Genomic DNA, 20,105 nt, shown 5'->3' on the forward strand with positions numbered 1-20,105 from the left:
GTTCTGATTTTCGATAATAAAGTCGATGTGCTATCCAGCGCACACATCACGCCGGTTTCGCCGCCCGTCAGGTCCGGATTCTGCGCACGACGGTTGAATCTCTGCGCCCCGCGTCCGCCAATTCACTCAGCTTGCACTATGTCTACATCCGCCCTACAGACTGCTGCACAAGCCAAACGCGCCACGCCTGCGCTTGCGCTCGGCGCCATCGGCGTCGTGTTCGGCGATATCGGCACGAGCCCGCTCTATACGCTAAGGGAATGTCTCAAAGCCGCTGGCGGTGTTAATCCGGCAAACGTTTATGGCATCGTTTCATTAATCTTGTGGTCGATCATCGTCGTGGTCACGCTCAAGTACGTATGCTTCGTCATGCGCGCGGACAACGACGGCGAAGGCGGCATTCTCGCGCTGACCGCACTCGCGTCGGGCGTGGCGCCCGTGCGCCTTCGTCGCGTGCTGCTGACACTCGGCGTCTTCGGTGCGGCCATGTTTTATGGCGACTCCATGATCACGCCCGCGATCTCGGTCATCTCCGCAGTCGAAGGCGTGACGTTGGTCGACCCGCATCTTTCGACGTGGATCGTCCCGATTGCGCTCGTCATTCTCACGGCGCTCTTCAGGTTTCAAAAGCGTGGAACGGGTGCGGTGGGCAAAGTGTTCGGACCCGTCATGTTGATATGGTTCCTCACGCTCGCGGTGACCGGCGTGATGAACATCGCGAGCCGGCCCGGCATTCTGCGGGCGGTGTCTCCTGTGTTTGCGCTCGAGTATCTTGCGCATGCGCCGGGTACTGCTTTCATCGTGCTCGGGTCCGTGTTTCTCGCTCTGACAGGCGGCGAGGCGCTTTATGCGGACATGGGGCATTTCGGCAAGACGCCCATCCGCTTGTCGTGGCTGTTGCTCGTGTTTCCTGCGCTGGTGCTCAACTACTTCGGTCAGGCCGCATTGGTACTGAACAAGCCGTCGGTCATCAGCCAGCCCTTCTTCGAGTCGGTGCCCGCGTGGGCGCTCATTCCTCTCGTTTTGCTGGCAGCGCTCGCCACCGTCATCGCTTCACAGGCAGTCATATCCGGCGCGTTTTCGATGACCAAGCAGGCGGTGCAACTCGGCATGCTTCCACGCATACCCATCGTTCATACATCGAGCCATGAAGTGGGTCAGGTCTACGTGCCGTTCATCAATCTCACGCTGTATGTGGCCGTCGTCTTTCTCGTTCTGTTTTTCCGGTCATCCGACAATCTCGCGGCCGCTTACGGCATTGCAGTCGCATCCACGATGCTGCTCACGACGCTCCTGATGTACTTCGTCACGCATTGCCTGTGGCGCTGGCGACCGATCGCGACCATTGCGGTCATCGGCCCGATGGCGCTCGTCGATGCGCTGTTCGTGGCGAGCAATGCGAACAAGATCATGGACGGCGGATGGTTTCCTCTTCTCGCAGGCGCCGCGCTATTCACCGTCATGACGACATGGCACAAGGGACGCGAAACGATCGTCGAGCGAATCAAAAGTGAGAGCCTGGAACTCGCGCCGCTCATCAAGTCGCTCACCGCAGGCGAACATCCTGTCATGCGTACGCAAGGCACAGCAGTGTTTCCCGGCGGCGTGGCCCGCATGACGCCTACCGCGTTTCTGCACAACCTGAAGCATAACGGCGTGATGCATCGCATCAACATTTTCTTGGCCGGCTCGACCGACAACACGCCGCATGTATCCGACGATGTCAGAGTGAGTGTGGAGAGCCTCGGCCACGGCTGTTATGCCGTGACGGTGCGTCATGGATTCATGGAGATTCCGAACGTCCCGGCCATTCTCGAACTCGTGGAGAAGCAGATTCCCGACTGGCGATACGATCCCGCCGACGTCTCGTTCTTTCTCGGCAGAGACACGATCGTGGCGACGGGAAAGAGTCACGCGATGTCGTTATGGCGAGAACGGCTGTTCGCGTTTCTCGTGCGGAACGCGGCGCAGGCGGCCGAATACTACAGCTTGCCGCCTAACCGCGTCGTCGAGATGGGCGGTCAGATCAATCTCTGATCCGAGCACGCCCATGGCACCGCAACACCGACACCGCTATCTCAATGCTCAAACATCCCCGATCTTGAACGGCAGTTCGAAGTTACCTCCGCTGTTGATCAAGCTGATGTACTCGATATAACGCGACTGCGCCGTATCTTGCGCGGAAACGTATTTGCCGGGTAACGGAGCCTGCAACTCATTCGGAAGGATGTCCGTCATCAATCGGTGATAAAGGTCGTTCGCCGCGGGCGACCCGCTGCGGTTGTCCAGTTCGAGCCTGCCTCGCTCGGTCGAATAGTCGTAATACTCGAGATCGCTCTTGCCGGTAATGGTCGTCGTCGATGGCGCCCAGTTCGAGTAGGTTCCGAGCTTGCCCTCGTCGGTTCTCACGCCAATGATGTGCGAAGCCGACGAATTGAAGTTGTACACCTCGGGCACGATTTCATCGGACGCGAAGACCACATAAGGCCTCCCCGGCGCACTCGCGCTCTTTAGCATCGGAAGCATGTCGTGACGACAGCCATACATTTGCGCATAGTCCCCGGTGATCCAGCTTCGCGAGCCGCCGTTGGCGATGCTGGCCAGCATCGGAACGATATCGACGGACGAGGTCAGTCCGCTCCGGACGACATGGAGATCGCCGTTGTATTGCCCGGTCGGATCGACGACGATGAGCGGCACGTTGAACGCCTCCTCGTAGCACGTCCCGGTCTTGCCCGAGATCAGGCCGTGAGCGCCCGCATAATCGCCGTGGTCCGCAGTCAGCACGATGATCGTCTTCTTCGCGACGGCAGGCGGCAACGAGTCGACGACCTGGCCAATCTTCGAATCGACGATGGACATGATCTGCGTATAGGAATCGAGGCCCCGCTTCCAGTAGTGAAAAGGCGCCTTCGCGACCCCCTTGATCACGGAAGGCGGCGGCAAGTTCGGATTGAGCGGATAAGCCGAGATTTCGTAATCCGTTCCACGCGTGTCCTGCACGCCACCCCAGACCGCTTCCTGAAGTGTGCGGTTAAAAGTTTGCATCGGCGGTTTGTTGGCGGCCAGTTGCGCACCGGACTCCCAGTTCGGCGCAGTTGATGGATACCCATACTGCGGCGGATTGCGCAGCGGATTGAATTCCCAGTTGTACGTCGGTGGGCCTGCGGTGTAGTCGATCCACTGCGAATAGCCGTTCGGGTTGTACTTGTTCGAAGCAAAGAGTTCAGTGAAGCGCTTGAATTCCGTGCCCGCAGGAAAGAACTCCTTGTCGTGCGGATTGATGAAGCCGACGGTCAGACACCACGGCGGGTCTGCGGGTCTGCGCCGCTGCAACCACTGCGTTGCCTGATCGGCGATATTCGTGTCGCTCAAGTAACCTTCCCCCGGATCTCCGATCGTGCCCTGCAGGTTGCTGCCAGTCGGATCGGGGTATGTCATGCCCTCGAAGCCATAGAGCGCAAGCGGTCTTTGCCCCTTATGCACAATCGACAGATGCCACTTCCCTATATACGGCGTGATGTAGCCGAGAGACTGCAGGATCTTGCCGTAGGTTGGAAATTGACGATTCAACACCGGTTGAATGGAAACCTTGGTGTCGGGTGAATCCAGAATGGTCGTGAGCAGCCAGTTCTGGTGCGTATATAGCCCTGTGATGAGTGCCGCGCGCGCCGGGCTGCATGCCGAGGCCGCAGTGTAGTGGCCGGAAAACTTGACGCCTTTTCGCCAGAGATCGAACGTCCTGGGCATATAGGTCTTGAGAAACTCACGCGCATCCGAAACGCCTTTCGGAAATACGCGGGGGAAACGCATCTCATCCAGAAGGATGAACAAGATGTTGGGCTTGCCGCCTTGAGCGCTTTCGGCACTCTGAGCGGCTACATTCGTCGTTGCGATGGCAGCGCCGACGGCCGATGTCTTTTTGATGAAATCGCGCCTATCCATGGATAGCACTCCTTATGCAAATATGGGTATGTTCTATGTGGGGTAAGAGTTTGATACGACTAAATCGGCCAGCACCGATTCTTTTAGTTGGCGTAGGGGCGGTGTCGAGCCACACACAGAGTAGGCGAAACGGCTCCTTGGAAATGGAAGAATCCATTTCATGGGATGTCACTGCTACAGCGCGAAAGCGGCCAGACACCCGGCGTAAGAAGAGGAATCGCCCTCTGCCACGCAAACTCTCTTCATGAGGAGCGGCCTGCGCCATTCGCGCCAACGGCGCGCCTGCTCAGCCTGTCTCGCTTAATCGCCTTCCGGCATCTTCGACGAATGATGGCTAGTAATTAGCCACTTATGGCCGTCCCACACATAGGTGAACGTATAACGCGCTTTCACCGTCGAACCGTCGCCGAACTTGAACGTGTAGGTTCCGGCATCGATCGCAGTGTTGCACTCGATCATGATGTCGCGGAAGTCAATGGTGCCGACGGGTTTGCTTTCCAGAAAGTGCTTGAAATAGTCCAATTTATCCTCGACCGAGACTCGCGGCTTGTTCGATACGGTTGCCAGCAGAATCGAACGTGGAGCGTAGTTCGCCACGACCTTCCGAGGATCGCCCGTTTTGAGCGAATCGTTCCATCGATCGAACAGTGCGGCAATCTGTTTGCTCGACGCCGGATGACACGTTTCGGTTTTCGCCAGAGCGCCACCGCTTGCAACACACAACACGATGGCAATTGCGAATCGTTTCGGCGGGTGATTCATCATGAAAGCACCTCTCTGGCCGTCGATGGTGGTCGTGCGAAGGTCGCTCGCCACTGAGTCTCCCGAGACTTTTATAGTTGAAAAATCGCGCAACACCAATAACATTTGCGTCGCGTTGCCTGAACGTCTTCTGTCGTAAGTCATCATCGCAAGACGTGGCAGCGTCAGGCTATCTTTGAAAGTCACTCCCTCCAGACAATTAACTCCAAGCGCGGTAACGTCGCGCCATTGCCTGGCGATTGATCGAGCAAGCGCTTGAGCTTGCATCCAGACCTGCTATAACGAAGTGACGCGTCACGCTTCCATTTTTGCGAACGTTAGTTCGTACTCCATCAAACCCAGCCCGTCCATACCCTACCGGTGCAACTCCGTCTTCTCGATCGAGAGGTGTGGCATGAAACGAACTCACTGCGCGCGTCGGTTTGCTGCGATGCTCATCGGCATGGCATCGGTTATGTCGATGAATGCCACTGCGCTCGCTCAAGGTGTGCCACCGGGAAACGGCTTGCGCATGGATCCGCCTTTCATCGCGAGTCCCCAGTTGAGCAGGAATACCGCGTCGACGGTGCCGGGCGCCTCGGCACTCACTGCGGCCACCGACTGGCCCACCTTCGGCATGGACAGACAGCGTTCCGGCTATAACGCGGTCGAGCGCGTGCTCAATACCGGTAATGTGTCTCAACTCCGCGCGCACTGGACGACCGACATAGGCGGCCCGATCACCACGCAGCCGACGCTGATCACGGGCGTGCCGATCAACGGCCGGCCAACCGATGTCGTCTACGCGGCCACGTGGTCGGGGCGAATCGTTGCGCTCAATGCCGCGACGGGTGCGATCATCTGGAGCGTTCAGGCGCCCACGGTGCAAACGCGCTGCAGCAACTTCAATCCATCGCAAGGCTTCGTGGGGACAGTCGGCACGCCGACATTGGACCGCAGCACCAACCGGATGTATGTCGTCACAGGCTACGGCTTTCTGCATGCGCTCGACTTGTCCACGGGCGCCGACGTCATGCCGTGGGTTCAGTTGATCGACGCGCAGAGCGCATCGCCGAAAACGATCGTATTCGGCAGTCCCACGCTGAACGGCTCCGATATCTACATCACCACGGCCAGCCCATGCGACGTGCGGCCGTATCACGGTCAGGTCGTGCGCGTCTCGACGACGAACGGTGCGATTCTGAACAGGTGGTACACGACGGGCGCGAACGGTCCGGATGGAGGCGGCATCTGGGGACCGGGCGGCGTATCCATTTCCCCGAACGGACTGTGGATTTACACGGCCACGGGCAACGCGTTTCCGGACGCACAGAACGCGCCTTATGCGGAACATGTCGTGAGGCTCACGAGGAACCTGACACTCGATGCCGCGAACGCCCCGCCGCTCTCCACCACCATCGACGTGGATTTCGGCGCGACGCCCCTGCTCTTTCAAACCGCATCATGTCACCCGATGCTGGCCGCGATGCAGAAAACCGGCAGGCTTTATATCTATGACCGCAATACGCTCGCCGACGGTCCCATCTATTCATTCCAGATCGGCCGAAGTACACCGGCCGGCAATTTCATCGGCCTGCCCGCCTTCGATCCGGTGCTCAATCGAATCTATCTCGGCAATCCGGTCGATTCGAGTTCGGGCATCGTCGGCCATGGCCTCGTAGCGCTATCCATTCAATCGGACTGCTCGGTTGCGATCGCGTGGAATCTGCCGGTCGGCGTGAATTCGGCGGGGCAGAATCCGTCGATCTCGCCCATCGTTGCAAACGGCGTTGTCTATTACGCCGACGGAGTGGGAAGCGAAGTATTCGCCGTCGATGCACGCAGTGGATTACAACTTTGGAGCACTAACAATCTTCCGGCAGCGGACCGTGTGGCGGGCGGCATCTTTACATCGCCGACGGTGGTGAATGGACAACTCTTCGTCGCGGGATTCGACCACAAGATTCACGCTTACGGCTTATAGACGCGGACGATACGTGCATCGCGCCCGCGGCACTCATTGCGCGATGCGTTTGAAGCTCACGTAATAGTCGTCGGTGTAGTAGCAGTCGCCTGTCTGCTTGCGCGGGCCACCGCATACGATCCGGCGTTGCCCGCGATTGGCCGCTCCGGGCGTGCGCACCGTGTATGCGTGGTAATAGCCGCGAGCGTGTTGCGGCAGCAGCGTTGCGCTGTTGCGAAAGAGGACGCCGTCTTCGCTGAAAGGATAGGGTCCGCCCGCCTTGATGAGCCGCAGCGTTTCCACCGCTTCGTCGGGCAACTGCTTCTGGCCGACCGAAGCCAACGGGCCTCGCGCCAGCGCGCCCGATGCGGCGACTGCATCGCTCGATGCCTGCGGTTCGGAGGACGCCTGACTCGCGGATGCGCCCGACTCCTGAGCCGCGTCCTGAGATCCTTTCTTGCCGCATCCGCATAGGGCTGCGCTCAAGGCGAACATGCACAACACGGTCCACGCGCGCTTCATCGATCGGTTGTCTCCGGTTGACGCTATTCGACGACGAACGAATCAAGCATATCGCTAGTAAGACACTGAATCAACGTTCGGGCACTGCTGCGCGCGGGTCTTGTCCGAACTTCACGATGCGCTGGCGATTCGGTGATGCAGTCGCAATCGACTGATCAATGAGTACGAGCGACGACGCGCACGCCAGACACTTCAGCCGCGCCTTTATTCCGCCCTGCCCGCACAAATAAATCGCCATTTCCACGCGGAACAAATCCTTGAGCCCCGCTGTTTTGCTATCGACGGTCGCGACATCCCACAGCGGCCACGATCGCACCGGCAGGAGGCATCATGCACCGCGAACTCTTCGTCCTCGAACACAACTTCTTCAGCTTCGGCTGCATCTATCGGGTGGACCTGCGCAGTCGCAGCGGCCGCCTAATCGAAACGCACTATGTGAAGCTGAGCGATATCGCGTGGTGCTAGCGCGCCTCCCCGACATTCAACGACGACATCGGATTTTCGAGGAGACCCATCCATGCCCTACGCTTACGCCCACTTGCCCGACATCGTTCCCCACGATGAATGGCTCAGAGGAACCTCGGCGCTGCTTCAGGTGCGCAGCGCGGCGCTGAAGGAGCTGGATCAGCAGATCCTCATGTATCACCGCAATCGGACGGTGCATCAATTTCACGCGCTCGTGAAGGCGTTCGAGCGCTGGCAAGATTCAGCCGGTCCCAACGATGTCTGGAAAAGCGCCTCGCGCAACGGTTCGAAGTATTTCACGCTGCTCGATCAGCAACTACGCGGCAAGGGCGACACGGACGCCGCAGCCGGCGCGCAGGACTTCATGACGCCCGCGCTCATCAACGCGCGGCTCGGCGTGCTGTATCTCTTCGGCAATCTCGAACTGGAAGACGACACCTTTCAGGTACTGCTGGAAGGCGCTTTCGATGTCACCAACGTCGGGCTCGGCTTCGCGCCGGATACGAATGTCGCGGCGGCGCGTGCGTCGGAAATACTGGACAACAGCGTCGTGCAGAAGTCGGCATCGCTCGCGCTCGAACAGGTGCAGAAGAAGATCACGAAGCGCAAGGAACCGACGCTCGTGAAGTCGAATCAACTCACGGCTTCCGCACTGACACTGCCCGCGTTGAGCAGCGCGGCGCGGCGGCTCTACGAGGCCATTCGCGCGAAAGTCGCGGAAGGCGCGAAAAAGCTGTGGGACATGATTCGCGAGAAGGTCGCCGACATTCGCAGCGATCCCGGCGGATTCGCGCTCGACACCATGCCCGGGCTCTTGCGCAAGCTCGTCGATTTCCTGTGCGGCAAGCTGCTTGCCACGCTTGCGCCGTTCATCGGCGCGGGCCTCGATATCGCGAAGGGCATTGCGAATACCGTCGACAGCAGCATCAGCAAGTATCGCGAATGGGTGCTAGGCCGCGATGTGCAAGTGCTCGCCGGGCATCCCGGCACCATCGTGGAAGCCATCAGGCGCGCGATGAAACTGAGCATCGGTTCCGGCGTCTACGATCTCGTCAAAGGCGGCGCGAGCCTCGGCTTGCAGTTCGCGAGCCAGGGCGCATCGACCATCATCGATGCAGTGGTGTCCATCATGGAAACGCTCGCGAAGGTCATCTGGAAGATCGTGGAGATCAAGCGTATCAAGCGGTTCTGCGAGCAGGCGAAGGAACACTGGGACGCACGCCTGCAACGCGACGCGCTGCATACGCGGCCCATCGCCTTCAATAGCTGGTTCAAGCGCTATGCAGTGCCGATTCCCGCGCTTTCCGTGCTCGCGCTGAACTCGGGCATTTGCGGCGACAAGATGCATTTCCTCGCGATGTTCAAGGACGACGACAGCATCGTCACGCAGGCGCAATTCACGGCCGGCTGCAAGTACGTCGACAGCCTCAAGGTGTGGGGCTCGGACTATCTGGGCGATGCGGGTTTCGCCTTCGATTCCGGCGATGCGATGATCAAAGGCCTGCTCAAGCTCGCCACGAGCCACAAGGAAGAGCAGACGTGGGACTTGAAGGTGCGCAAAGCCGTGCTCGGTTTTTTGAACGCGTGAAGCGCTTCGCGCATGAACCCGCCGACGCCTTCGCTCATGCGAAGGCGTTGGCCTTCGTGAAGCACGACGCGCCAAAAAAAACTCTGGAATAGAACCCCGCGCTCGGCTGTTTTCGTCGCAATCCCTTCACGCTTCGAGGCATCGCCGCGATGAACGCCCGGACCTTGCTGCACACCATTCGCTTCGGCGTCGCACTCGCATGTCTGTGCGCGCTTCACGGCGCGCAAGCGGGTGACGCGACGCTGCTGCCCGAAGGCGCCGTCACGCTGATCCGCGCGACATCCGTGTTCAACGTCGATGCGCCCATCGCGCTTCAGCCCGGCGATCTGCTCGCCACCGACGCACACGCCAGCGCGCAAATCGAAGCCGGCGACGGCACGATCGTCGCGCTCGGTGCGGACACGCGCATCGCGATCGATACCGCGCCGCACGGCGATGCGTTCGCGCTGCTCTCGGGCTGGATCAAGGTCGCGCGTCCGCGAACGAGCGCAGCCGATTCCCTGTCGATCGGCACGCCCGCGCTCGACATCGGCCTGCGCGACGGCGCCGCCGTGCTGCATGCGAGCCGCGACACGACCGCGCTCTTCATCGAAACGGGCAGCACGACGCTCGCGCTGCCGGAACATGCCGACGCGCATCGGCCACTCGACGGCGAGCACTACGCCGAACGCGCGACCGGCAAGCCGCTGGACGTCGGCACGCGCCCCGCGCAGTCGTTCATCGCCGCGATGCCGCTGCCGTTTCGCGATCCGCTCGCGCCCGCCGCGACGCCCGCGAAGACGAAGCTCGTCGCGCCTGCGCAGGGCCGCACGGCGACTTATGCCGATATCGCCGACTGGCTCGTCGCGCCGCTGTCCATCCGGCGCAGCTTCGTCGCACGCTTTCGGCCGCTTGCGCAGAGCGCGCCGTTTCGCGCCCAGGTGCGCCAGAACCTGCGCGATCTTCCCGAATGGCGGCGCGTGTTGTGCCCGCCGCCCGCCATGCCGCGCCGGCGCGCGCTCGCGCCTGTGTCCGCGCCCGTGCAGGACCAATCAACCGAGGTGGAGTCATGAGACTGTCGCTCGCCGTCAAGTTCAATCTGGTGTTTCTCGCGGTGTTCGTCGTCGGCTTCGTGTCGGCCGGGTACGCGGCGCGCGAGTTGCTGCGTCGCGAGGCCATCGACGAAACCGTGCAGAACGCGCGCGTGCTCATGGAAGCGGCGAGCGCGGCGCAGAACTACACCGCCACGCAAGTCACGCCGCTCCTGCAAACGCAGCTCAAATACAGCTTCGTGCCGCAGTCGGTGCCGGCCTTCTCGGCGGTCGAAACGCTGATGACGCTGGAAAAGCGCCTCGCGGGCTATTCGTATCGCTCGACGATGCTCAATCCGACCAATCCGCGCGACCGTCCATCGGACTGGGAAACGGACGTCATCCGCCATCTGCACGACAAGCCGGAACTGAAGGAAATCGTCGGACTGCGCGACACGCCGTCCGGGCAGACCCTGTACATCGCGCGCCCGAACCGCATCAACGACGCCGCGTGCATGGAATGTCACAGCGTGCCGTCGCGGGCGCCGAAGACGCTCATCGACAAATACGGTCCCGACAACGGCTTCAACTGGACGATGCACGATGTCATCGGCGCGGATTTCGTCTCGGTGCCGATGGCGCTGCCGGTCGCGCGCAGCGACGCGGTGCTGCGCACGTTCCTGGGCTCGCTGCTCGCCGTGTTCGTGCTGCTGCTGATCGCGCTGAACGTGATGGTGCATCTGCTCGTCACGCGGCGCATCCGCGCCCTCTCGCGCGCCGCCGACGAAGCCAGCCTCGGACAACTCGACGGCGCGGACTTCACCGAGCGCGGCCGCGACGAAATCGCTTCGCTCGCGGCGTCGTTCGCGCGCATGAAGACGAGCCTCGTGGAAGCGTTCAAGATGATCGAGGCATGAGGTGAACGCCGCCGCGATGGACCCGCCGCGCATCACGGAACTCGGCAAGTACCGCATCGAAGCGATATTGGGCGCGGGCGCGATGGGCGTGGTCTATCGCGCGTTCGATCCGCATATCGAGCGGCATGTCGCGCTGAAGACGGTCCGTCACGAGCTGTTCGAAACCGGCGAGCGCGCAAGTCTGATGACGCGCTTGCGCAGCGAAGCGCAGGCGGCGGGACGGCTCGCGCATCCGAACATCGTCGGCGTGTACGACTATGGCGAAACCGGCGACACCGCCTTCATCGCGATGGAACTGGTCAACGGTCGCGCGCTCAAGCATTGGCTCGACGCGGGCCGTCCGCTCGACCTCGCGACCGCGCTCGACTGGTTCGCGCAACTGCTCGCCGCGCTCGGCTTCGCGCACGCGCATGGCGTCGTGCATCGCGACATCAAGCCCGCGAACCTGCTCGTCAGCGAGCAAGGGCGGCTGAAGGTGGCGGACTTCGGCGTCGCGCATGTGGAATCGTCGACGCTGACGCTCGCGGGCGCGATGATCGGCACGCCGTGCTACATGTCGCCGGAGCAGTTCACGGGCGAGTCCGTCGACGGGCGCTCCGACCTGTTCTCGGCCGCCATCGTGCTTTACCAGATGCTGACCGGATGCCGGCCGTTCGCGGGCGCGTCGCAAGCCGAAGTGATGCGGCAAGTGATGCACGAGACGCCGCGCTTGCCGTCCGCCTGCAATCCGGCGCTGCCGCACGAGATCGACGACGTGCTGATGCGCGCGCTGTCCCGCCGTCCCGCCGCACGTTTTCAGACCGCCGACGCGCTGCGTCAGGCGCTCGCCGATGCCTCGCACGGCACGCCCGCGGCCACGGACGACTGCACCATCCTCGAAGCGCAGACGGTGACGCCAGCCGCGCCGCTCGCGTCGGGAACGGGTTCGTGGCGCGGCGAATCGCTGCCGTCGCTGACGATGTGGCCCGCCGCCACGCTCGCCTCGGTCGAAGCGCGGCTCGCCGCGCAGATCGGGCCGGTCGCGCGTCTGCTCGTGCGGCGCGCGGCGGCGCGCATCGCGGATGCGCCGGACCTGCCCGCGCTCGTCGCGCTGCTCGCGCCGCATGTTCCCTCCGACAAGGGCCGCGCGCAATTCGTCGCGGCGTTCGCGGAGGGGTCCGTTGCGGGCACGGCATCGGCTTCGACATCGGCTCCTTCATCCCTCGATGCCGAAGCGGTGCGCGCCGCCGCGCTCAAGCTCGCCGTCTATCTCGGCCCGATCGCGACGATCATCGCGAAACGCGAGTCCGCGCGCGCGGACAGCCTGCGCGCGCTGCACGAACGGCTCGCGGCGGCGATCTCCAACGAACACGACCGCGCGCGTTTTCAGCGCGATGTCGGGCCGTAGCCCGCTCATCACGCTCATCACGATACGAATCCGAAGGAGCACGACCGATGAATCCCGACACGCTCATCCGCCGCGCGCCGATCCGGCTTGCCGCGTGCACCGCGTTCGGCGTCACCGATGCCGGCCGCATGCGCCGCGACAATCAGGACCGCTTTCTGATCGATCCGGCGCTGAACCTCGTCGCGGTGGCGGACGGCATGGGCGGACACGCGTTCGGCGCGCGCGCCAGCGCGACCGCGCTCGACTGCATCGCCACGCAACTCGCCGCCGATGCCGCCGATACCGCTCATTGCGACGATCCCAACGATCCCGACGCCACCGTCCACGATGCGTCCGCCTGCGCGATGCGCGCCGCCGCCGACGCGATCGGCCACGCCAACGCGACGCTCCACGCGATGAACCTGCGCGAGCGTCTCGCGCATCGTGCGATGGGCACCACGCTGACGGGCATCTGGCAGCCGGCCGGATCGGCGCGGCTGATTTCGTTTCACGTCGGCGACAGCCGGCTCTATCGGTATCGCGACGGCGCGCTCGTGCAACTGTCGCGCGACCAGACGCTTTATCAGCAGGCGCTGGAGTCGGGCGCCGTCGAACATATGCCGCCGCGCAACATGCTGCTGCAGGCGCTCGGGCCGCTGCCGTCCATCGCGCCCGCCGTGGAAGCGCATGCGTGGCTGCCCGGCGACCGCTACCTGCTGTGCAGCGACGGATTGCACGGCGAAGTGCCGCACGGCGAGATCGAAGCGACGCTCGCCGCGATGACGCCGCACGACATCGCCGGCGCATGCGGGCGGCTCATCGCGCTCGCGCTCGATGCAGGCGGCAAGGACAACATCACGGCGGTCATCGCGTGCTTCGACGGCGGTTAATCGACGCAGTCATCGAAAAGCGCCGCGACGAACGCGGCATCGGGCAAACCTGCGCTCGTGCGCACCGTTTCCGCGTGCCACCATACGCTCGTTTCCGAGGCGCCCGCATGCGGCGGCATCGAAGCGCCGTTCGCGTCATTCTCAAGCGATAGCGCCAGCAATCCGGCATCGAAATCGGCTAGACGCGCGTGCTTGTCGAGCGTCGCGAGCGCGAGCGCGGCGCAACGCGCGAACCACGCATCCGCATGCGCGCGCCAGACGGGCCAAGCGTGCGGCTCGACGGGCGCGGCGATCGTCAACGGAAAGTGGCGGCGCGCGCTGTCGATGCTCGGCATCAGCACGCCCGCCCAGCCGCTCTCTCCCAGCACGCCGCCGCCAATCGCGAAGCACCACGGCGGCGCGGTCAGATACGCGTCGAGCCATGCACGCCCGCGCGCCGCGCGTCCCGCGAGCAGGCCCGCCTGCAACATCGCATCCCACGGATCGACGAAGCGCGCGGGCAAGCGCCGCGTCACGAAGTCGCCATTGCAGCGGAGCTTGCCGAAGCATCCGGCGACGCCCGGCGACGCCATCACACATGCTCCGGACAGCGGAACTGTTCGAGCGGCGCGCGCCGGAACGGATTGACGACGCTCGTCGCATCGAGTTCGAGCACGGCCTTGCGTCCTGCCGAATCGAGCGTGAGCTTGTAGCGGTCCGGCTGCGCGGTGGCGTCGAGCCTGCCCGCGTCGATGAGATGCAGCAGCGCCCACGGACCGCTTGCGTCGAACGCAGCGGACTGCGCCGGGGAAGCCGGATCGAACTGCGCGCTGGCGCGGCCCGTGTTCTTGCCGCTCGGCCATTGCAGCAGCATCGACTGAAGGCCGTCCTGCGTGAGCGCAAGCTGCTGCCCGTCAATGTCGAGATTCACGTGCGTGATCGCCGGATCGAACGAGAGCGCCTTCACGCGAAAGCGGATGGACATGTCGCGGCTGCCGTCGTGGAAGAACGCATCGCGAATCTGCGCGGCGCGCTGGAATTGCGCGAGCGCGTCGCGGGGCATGCCCGCCGGCGGCGTGCCGGCGCGCCATTGCCACACGGGTCCGCTCGTATCGGCCAGCGCGGCGAGGTTCTTCTGGAAGAAATCGTCGATGAGGCCGCCCGGCGCGAACAGCTTGCCGAAGTCGTCGGCGGCGACATCGCGAGTCGATGCACGCACGAAGGGATAGCGGCCATCGAGCGCGCGGCGGCAGAGCGGGCCCGCGTTCGCGTTCCACTGCGCGTCGAGCCGGGCGCGCTCGCCGCCTTCGACGAGCGCCGTGCCCGCCGTGGCGATCGACGCAGCGACCGGCGTGAGCGGCGCGGGACTCGTCTGGCTCGCGAGCCGCAGCTTGCCGAGCGCGTCGGCGGCGGGCGCGGGCTGGCCCATTCTGCGCGCGGCATCGGCGGCATCGAGATAGACGGCGGCGTCCTTGAGCGGCGCGAGCGCGCGATCGAGCGCCGTGGCGTCGCCCGGCTTGCCCGCGAGTTGATGCAGCGGCTGAAAATGATCGTCGACGCGCGTCGGTGCGTTCCCCGCCAGCGTCGTTTCGCGCGACGCCGCGACGATGAACTTCCTGAGCGGCGAATCCGGTGCGGACAGTTCGTTCGCGATGCGCGCGCCATCGGCGAGACCGGTGACGGGCGCCGCGGTCACGTCGTCGAGCAGAGCGTCCCATGCGCGGATATAGGCGTCGAAGTAGCGCTCGTCGAGCGCGGCGCGCAACGAAGCGATGCCGTCGGGCGTGAGCGCGGCGTCCTCGCTGCCGAGCACCCACGCGTCCTTCGCGACGCTGCCGAGCGCGGCGTCGCGCAAACGCGTGTATTGCGCGTAGCCCGCGCGCGTGTACGCGCCCGCGACGCCCGCCGTGAGCGGCGCGCCGCTCGTGCGCCGCAGCAGCAGCGGCGCGTTGGGACCGGCGGCGGCGCTCACGCTGAACGCCGGGACGTTGGCCTGCGCGAGTTCGCCATCCACGCGGTTGCCGATGCGCTGCGACAGCGGCAACTGCGCCAGCCGCGCGCGCGCCGCCTTGACGAGCGCGTCGTCGAGCGGCAGCGACGGATCGAAATGCGTCTTGTCGAAGAGCGCGGCGAGATGCGCATCGAGCGCGCTGCGTTGCGCCGGAGCGGCGTCGCCCGCGAGCGCCGGAACCAGATGCGTGCGCAGCGCGGCGGCGTCGAAATGGCGCGCGTCGCCGAGCATCAGATAGGCGCGCAGCGCTTCGTATTTATATGTTTCGGATGCCGAATCATTTCCTCCGCCGCCGTCGCGCAATTCCTGCGTCAGCTTGCCGACCGCGAGCGGCAGCAAGGTCTGATCCAGCAACCGCCGATACGTCACGCGCGCTTCCTGGCCGAGCTTGTCGCCCTGATACAGCCAGAGCCGCGTGAGCCACGGCACTGGCCTTGCCGCGTCCGCGTAACCGCCGGGCAGTGCGCGCGCCGCGTCGAGCAGCGGCAGCACGGCGAGCGGATCGGCGGTGGCGTTCGCTTCGCGCGAGAGTTGCGCCACGTGCTGCGTCTCGCGCTCGAACGCCGCGACATACGCGCGATTGCGCTGATAGCTCACCGCCATGCACGCGAGCGCGAGCATCAGCGTGACGCCGACGAACGCGAGCGCGCCGCGCCGCAGCCACGCGCTGCAACGCTCGAAGCGTGCGTTCGCGCCGACGAGCCCGGCTTCCGCGATCACCACGTCTTTCAGCATCCGGTTGATGAAATACGCGCGGCCCGACGCGTCGCGGTTATACGCGGCGTCGCGCCGCAAGCCGAGCGATTGCGCGATGCGGCTGATCGCGCGATCGATCGGCCGTCCGTGCTGCGTGCCGCTCGTGAAATACACGCCGCGCAGGAGCGGCGACGCCTCGAAGCGCGTGCCGCGAAACGCGCCGTCGAGAAAACGTCCGAGCGCCGGCTGCAATCCCGCGAACTGCTGCGCGAAACCGTAGATGCGCGCGCGCCGCGCGACGTCCGTCTCACGCTGCATGCGATGCAGCACGCGCGCCTGCAACCGCGTGCCGAGCGCATCGAATTCGGCGGGGAACGCCGCGAGCGCCGCGCCCGCGCCCGCTCCCGGCGCTTCGTCGAGCGCGAACGTGATGCCCCACACCTGATTGCGCTCCGCTTCGCCGAGATCGTCGAAAAACTCGGTGAATCCCGCGAGCAGATCGCACTTCGTCACGACGACATACACCGGAAAGCGCACGCCGAGCCGCTCGCTCAGTTCCGCGAGACGGCTGCGGATGGCGCGGATGTGCGCGTCGCGCGCGGCGTCGTCCTCGCGCACCAAATCCGCCGCCGACAGCGTGACGATGACGCCGTTCAGCGGACGCCGCGGCCGGTACTTGCGCAGCAGTTGCAGAAAGCCCGTCCACGCGGATTCGTCGGCTTGCGCGTCGCTGTCCTGCGTCGTGAAGCGGCCCGCCGTGTCGACGAGCACGGCGTCGTCGGTGAACCACCAGTCGCAGTGGCGCGTGCCGCCGACACCGCCGATCGCCTCGTCGCCCAGCTTGTCGCGCAGCGGAAAACGCAGGCCGGAATGCGCGAGCGCCGTGCTCTTGCCCGTCCCCGGCGCGCCGATGAACATGTACCACGGCAACTGATACACCCATTGCCGGCCGTTGACGCCTTTCATGCGCGCTTGCCGCAGGATCGCGAGCGCCTGTTCGAAACGTTCGCGCAGGATCACAAGCTCCGCGCTTCCGGCGGCTGCGGTCTGTCCCTGCCCCGACATGCCGCTCGTGAAGCGCAGATTCACGAGCCGCGCGGCGATCAGCCGAGCGCCCCAGACGATTCCCCACATGGCGACGAGCGCGGCCATCGCGATCCAGCGGCTGCGCGGCGTTTCGAGCGGCGCGTGGCCGTTGAACGCGAAGAGCGGCCCTTCGAACCACACGACGACGAGCAGCGCGAGCACGCCCGCCAGCGTGAACCATTTCGGCATCCTGAGCGTTTCGGCAACTTTTTTCATCGATGTCTCCGTGCTGTTGTGCTTTACAAGTGACTCACGACGACGCGCCCGGCGCGAGCAGCGTGATCTCCACGCGGCGGTTTTTCGCGCGGCCGGCGGGCGTATCGTTCGATGCGAGCGGCTCCGCGTCGCCGCGTCCTTCCGCGGAAAAGCGCGCGGGCGTGCCGGTCAGCGACGCGAGCATCGCGCGAACGCTCTCCGCGCGCGCCTGCGACAAATGCCAGTTCGACGGAAAGCGCGCGGACACGAGCCGCTGATCGTCGGTATGGCCCGTCACGACGACCTTGCCGGGCACGCTCTTGAGCGCGTCCGCGATGCGCGCGATCAGCGCGTCGTAGGCGGGATCGAGCGTCGCGCTGGCGGAGGCGAACAGGTTGTCGCCGTTGATCGTGACGATGGAGCGGTCCGCCGCCTCACGCACCGACACCAGCCCCTGACGGATTTCAGGCGCGAGGAAGGTCGCGAGCGTCGCGGCGGCGGCGGGCATCGCGGCAGGCGCGATCACGCTCGGCGGCGCGGCGGGGCGCGCGCTCACGCGAATGCGGTTGAGCGCGTCGAATACGGGATCGGATGTGCGGTTGAGGCTCATCGCGAGCGCGATGTGCGTCGCCACCAGCACGACGCCCGCGAGCGCCGCGCAGACCCAAGGCGGCACGCGCTGCCCGAGCGGGCGGCGCGCGCGCTCGGCGGGCCGCCAGCGCACCGAAAGCTCGGTCTCGAAAGCGCCGCGCCGGTCGCGGATCATGCGTTCGAGCCGCTCGCGCGCGGATTCGAGTTGGCTGCGTCCGCCATCGATCAGGCGATAGCGTCCTTCGAAACCGAGCGACAGGATCACGTAGAGCAGTTCCAGCACGTCGACGTTGCGCGCCGGATCTTGCGCGAGCCGTTGCAGGATGAGAAAGAATCGCTCGCCGCCCGACGCTTCGTTGTGAAACGTCACGAGCAGGCTGCGGCTCGCCCACACGCCGCTGCCCCACGGCGTGCCCGCGATCGCCTCGTCGATGAACGTGCACAGGCAATAGCGCGCCGCCGCGAGCTTTTCGGTGTCGGCGCCGCTCGCGCGCGCTTCCTGTTCGAACGCGCGCACCATGCGCACGAGTTCGCCGCGCAGCCCTTCGATATCGGTCATCGCGGCCCGCTGGCGCAGCGGCAGCGCCAGTTCGATGAGCGGATTCGCCGCGCGCACGAGCGGGTTCAGGCCGCTCGCGGTCGCAAGAGCCGGCGCGCGCGGCGCGTCTTCCATGGGCGCGCGCTCCGCGACGCGTCCGCCCGGTTGCGGAATCAGGATGGTGTCGTCCGGATCGAAGCCGGCTTGCGGAAAGGTCGATGCATTCACGTTGCGTTCCTTCGTCGAATGGAGCCGGGGATTCATGGACGGATCGCCCAGAATTCGAACTCGATGCCGGGAAAATCCCCCGCCACGTGCAGCGCCACGCCCGCCGAAGTCGCGAACTGCCGCCACAAATCGCCGCCGCGTTCCAGCTCGAAATAAGTGAAGCCGGCATGGAACGGCAACTGGCGCGGCGCGACCGGCAGCGCACGCAGCGCGATGCCCGGCAATTGCAGATTCACGAGGTCGCGGATGCGCTCGACCGGCCCGAGCTTCGCCTGCTGCGGAAAGCCGTTGAGCAGCGCGGCGGGCGCGAGATCGGCCTTGACCGCGAGCACGAAGCTCGCCGAGCGGAACAGTTCGCGATCCGGCACGATCGCCACGCGCAGCCCGTACTTGCGCTCCTCCAGCGCGATGGGCACCGCATGCGGGTCCATCACGGCGGCGAGCGCGGCGCGCAGCGCGTTGACGAGCGGCGCGAACGTCTCGTCGAGCCGCTCGTGGCGATACGCCGGAAACGCGGCGGGACGCTTCCCCGACTGGCTGAACGTGGCAAGCTCGCCCGCCAGTTGCAGCGCGTGCTGATGCAGGTCGTGCGGATGCAAGCCCGTCGTCGATGCAATGCCCGCGAACAACGGCTCCGCCCGGTTGAGCACCTGAAGCAGCAGAAAGTCGGCGATTTCGGCTGCGCCGGTCGCGGCGGGCTGGGCGAGGCGCGCGGCGAGCGCATCGGCGCGCTGGTGCATGAGGCCCGTGAGTTCGTCGACGAATCCGGCAAGCCGGCGCGACACGCGATAGTCGAGGCACGGCGGCGCGTAGGCCGCATCGAGCACGATGCTGTTGTCCGCGCGACGCTCCACGATGCGCGCGATCCCGAGCGACGTATGCGCGTGCGCCACGTCCGCTTCGAACGCGAGGCGCAGTTGCAGCTTGCCGACCTGCACGAGCGCGGCGCCGGTCGCGCCCTCGTTGCTGTCGAGCACTTCCGTTTCCGCGATGCGATGCCGCGCGAAGCCATCGTGACCGGCCTGCGCCGCATACGCGGCCTCGGGCGCGCCGTGACGCGCGACGGGCAGCGCGAGCACGACCGTCAGATCGCGCGCGTCCTCGGGCACGGCGAGCGGCAGCGGAAGCTCGTCGTCGGCGGGAAGGCGAAACGGACTGCCGTCGGGCAGCACGCCCGCGCACGCAATCAGCGCGATGCGGCCGAGCTTCAGTTGCTCGACATCGATCTCCAGTTCCGAGAAGCCGTATGCATAGGGCCGCAGCGCGGCGCAGCGCGCGTCGATCTGCGCGCGCACGTAGCGGTCGTGCTGCTGCAAATGCTGCGGCTGAAGCAGCATGCCTTCGGACCAGATCACCTTGTTGTTCCTGGACATC

Annotated in this window: 15 protein-coding genes; 8 read left to right on the top strand and 7 right to left on the bottom strand. The window is 64.9% G+C overall.

Annotated features, from left to right (window positions below; all coding sequences use genetic code 11):
* The first annotated feature begins 138 nt into the window (after window positions 1–138).
* Window positions 139–2,037 carry a potassium transporter Kup gene (locus tag NCR39_RS24535; protein WP_250454681.1) on the top strand — a complete coding sequence of 633 codons (1,899 nt, stop codon included), beginning with the start codon at window positions 139–141 and terminating at the stop codon, window positions 2,035–2,037.
* Window positions 2,038–2,085: 48 nt separating this feature from the next.
* Here NCR39_RS24535 and NCR39_RS24540 read toward each other — a convergent pair whose 3' ends face one another.
* Both NCR39_RS24540 and NCR39_RS24545 read right to left on the bottom strand, forming a co-directional pair.
* Window positions 2,086–3,945, bottom strand: a complete 1,860-nt coding sequence (locus NCR39_RS24540) for a sulfatase-like hydrolase/transferase (RefSeq protein WP_250454683.1) — start codon at window positions 3,943–3,945, stop codon at window positions 2,086–2,088.
* A 300-nt stretch (window positions 3,946–4,245) separates the two neighbouring features.
* Window positions 4,246–4,707: a DUF4440 domain-containing protein gene (locus tag NCR39_RS24545; protein WP_250455163.1), complete on the bottom strand. Its 462-nt coding sequence runs from the start codon at window positions 4,705–4,707 to the stop codon at window positions 4,246–4,248.
* Window positions 4,708–5,218: 511 nt separating this feature from the next.
* Between NCR39_RS24545 and NCR39_RS24550 the strand changes: the two genes are divergently transcribed.
* Window positions 5,219–6,670 (top strand): outer membrane protein assembly factor BamB family protein, encoded by a 1,452-nt coding sequence (locus tag NCR39_RS24550; protein ID WP_250454685.1) that lies wholly within the window; start codon window positions 5,219–5,221, stop codon window positions 6,668–6,670.
* A 33-nt stretch (window positions 6,671–6,703) separates the two neighbouring features.
* On the opposite strand, the gene NCR39_RS24555 is transcribed toward NCR39_RS24550, so the two are convergent.
* Window positions 6,704–7,171 (bottom strand): ribonuclease, encoded by a 468-nt coding sequence (locus NCR39_RS24555; RefSeq protein WP_250454687.1) that lies wholly within the window; start codon window positions 7,169–7,171, stop codon window positions 6,704–6,706.
* A 330-nt stretch (window positions 7,172–7,501) separates the two neighbouring features.
* Between NCR39_RS24555 and NCR39_RS29705 the strand changes: the two genes are divergently transcribed.
* The 6 genes from NCR39_RS29705 to NCR39_RS24580 all read left to right on the top strand — a co-directional run bounded on the left by NCR39_RS29705 (window position 7,502) and on the right by NCR39_RS24580 (window position 13,407).
* Window positions 7,502–7,636, top strand: coding sequence for a hypothetical protein (locus NCR39_RS29705; RefSeq protein ID WP_284507344.1), 135 nt, complete (start codon window positions 7,502–7,504; stop codon window positions 7,634–7,636).
* 52 nt (window positions 7,637–7,688) lie between these two features.
* Entirely contained in the window at window positions 7,689–9,224 is a 1,536-nt protein-coding gene (locus tag NCR39_RS24560; protein ID WP_250454689.1) for a hypothetical protein, read from the top strand.
* A 149-nt stretch (window positions 9,225–9,373) separates the two neighbouring features.
* A complete protein-coding gene (locus tag NCR39_RS24565; RefSeq protein ID WP_250454691.1) occupies window positions 9,374–10,276 on the top strand; it encodes a FecR domain-containing protein in 903 nt (300 codons plus the stop codon).
* The gene (locus NCR39_RS24570) at window positions 10,273–11,151 is read left to right on the top strand and encodes a Tll0287-like domain-containing protein (protein WP_250454693.1); all 879 of its coding nucleotides are present in this window, start codon (window positions 10,273–10,275) and stop codon (window positions 11,149–11,151) included. Before NCR39_RS24565 ends, NCR39_RS24570 begins: the two co-directional genes overlap by 4 nt.
* A gap of 1 nt (window position 11,152) precedes the next feature.
* Complete coding sequence (locus tag NCR39_RS24575) at window positions 11,153–12,538, top strand: serine/threonine-protein kinase (protein WP_250454695.1); 1,386 nt, start codon at window positions 11,153–11,155, stop codon at window positions 12,536–12,538.
* Between the two features lie 47 nt (window positions 12,539–12,585).
* The gene (locus NCR39_RS24580) at window positions 12,586–13,407 is read left to right on the top strand and encodes a PP2C family protein-serine/threonine phosphatase (RefSeq protein WP_250454696.1); all 822 of its coding nucleotides are present in this window, start codon (window positions 12,586–12,588) and stop codon (window positions 13,405–13,407) included.
* Here the strand turns inward: NCR39_RS24580 and tagF are convergent.
* The 4 genes from tagF to tssK are packed head-to-tail and all read right to left on the bottom strand — an operon-like array spanning window position 13,404 to window position 20,104.
* Window positions 13,404–13,979 carry a type VI secretion system-associated protein TagF gene (gene tagF / locus NCR39_RS24585; RefSeq protein ID WP_250454698.1) on the bottom strand — a complete coding sequence of 192 codons (576 nt, stop codon included), beginning with the start codon at window positions 13,977–13,979 and terminating at the stop codon, window positions 13,404–13,406. The genes NCR39_RS24580 and tagF overlap by 4 nt on opposite strands.
* A complete protein-coding gene (gene tssM / locus NCR39_RS24590) occupies window positions 13,979–17,395 on the bottom strand; it encodes a type VI secretion system membrane subunit TssM (protein ID WP_250454701.1) in 3,417 nt (1,138 codons plus the stop codon). Before tssM ends, tagF begins: the two co-directional genes overlap by 1 nt.
* 34 nt (window positions 17,396–17,429) lie before the next feature.
* Window positions 17,430–18,767 carry a DotU family type VI secretion system protein gene (locus NCR39_RS24595; RefSeq protein WP_250454703.1) on the bottom strand — a complete coding sequence of 446 codons (1,338 nt, stop codon included), beginning with the start codon at window positions 18,765–18,767 and terminating at the stop codon, window positions 17,430–17,432.
* Window positions 18,764–20,104, bottom strand: coding sequence for a type VI secretion system baseplate subunit TssK (gene tssK, locus NCR39_RS24600; protein WP_250454705.1), 1,341 nt, complete (start codon window positions 20,102–20,104; stop codon window positions 18,764–18,766). The genes NCR39_RS24595 and tssK overlap by 4 nt, the downstream gene beginning before the upstream one ends.
* Window position 20,105 lies beyond the last annotated feature (1 nt).

Origin of the sequence: Caballeronia sp. ATUFL_M2_KS44 (genome assembly GCF_023630965.1) — a bacterium.
In the GTDB taxonomy this organism is placed as follows: domain Bacteria; phylum Pseudomonadota; class Gammaproteobacteria; order Burkholderiales; family Burkholderiaceae; genus Caballeronia; species Caballeronia concitans.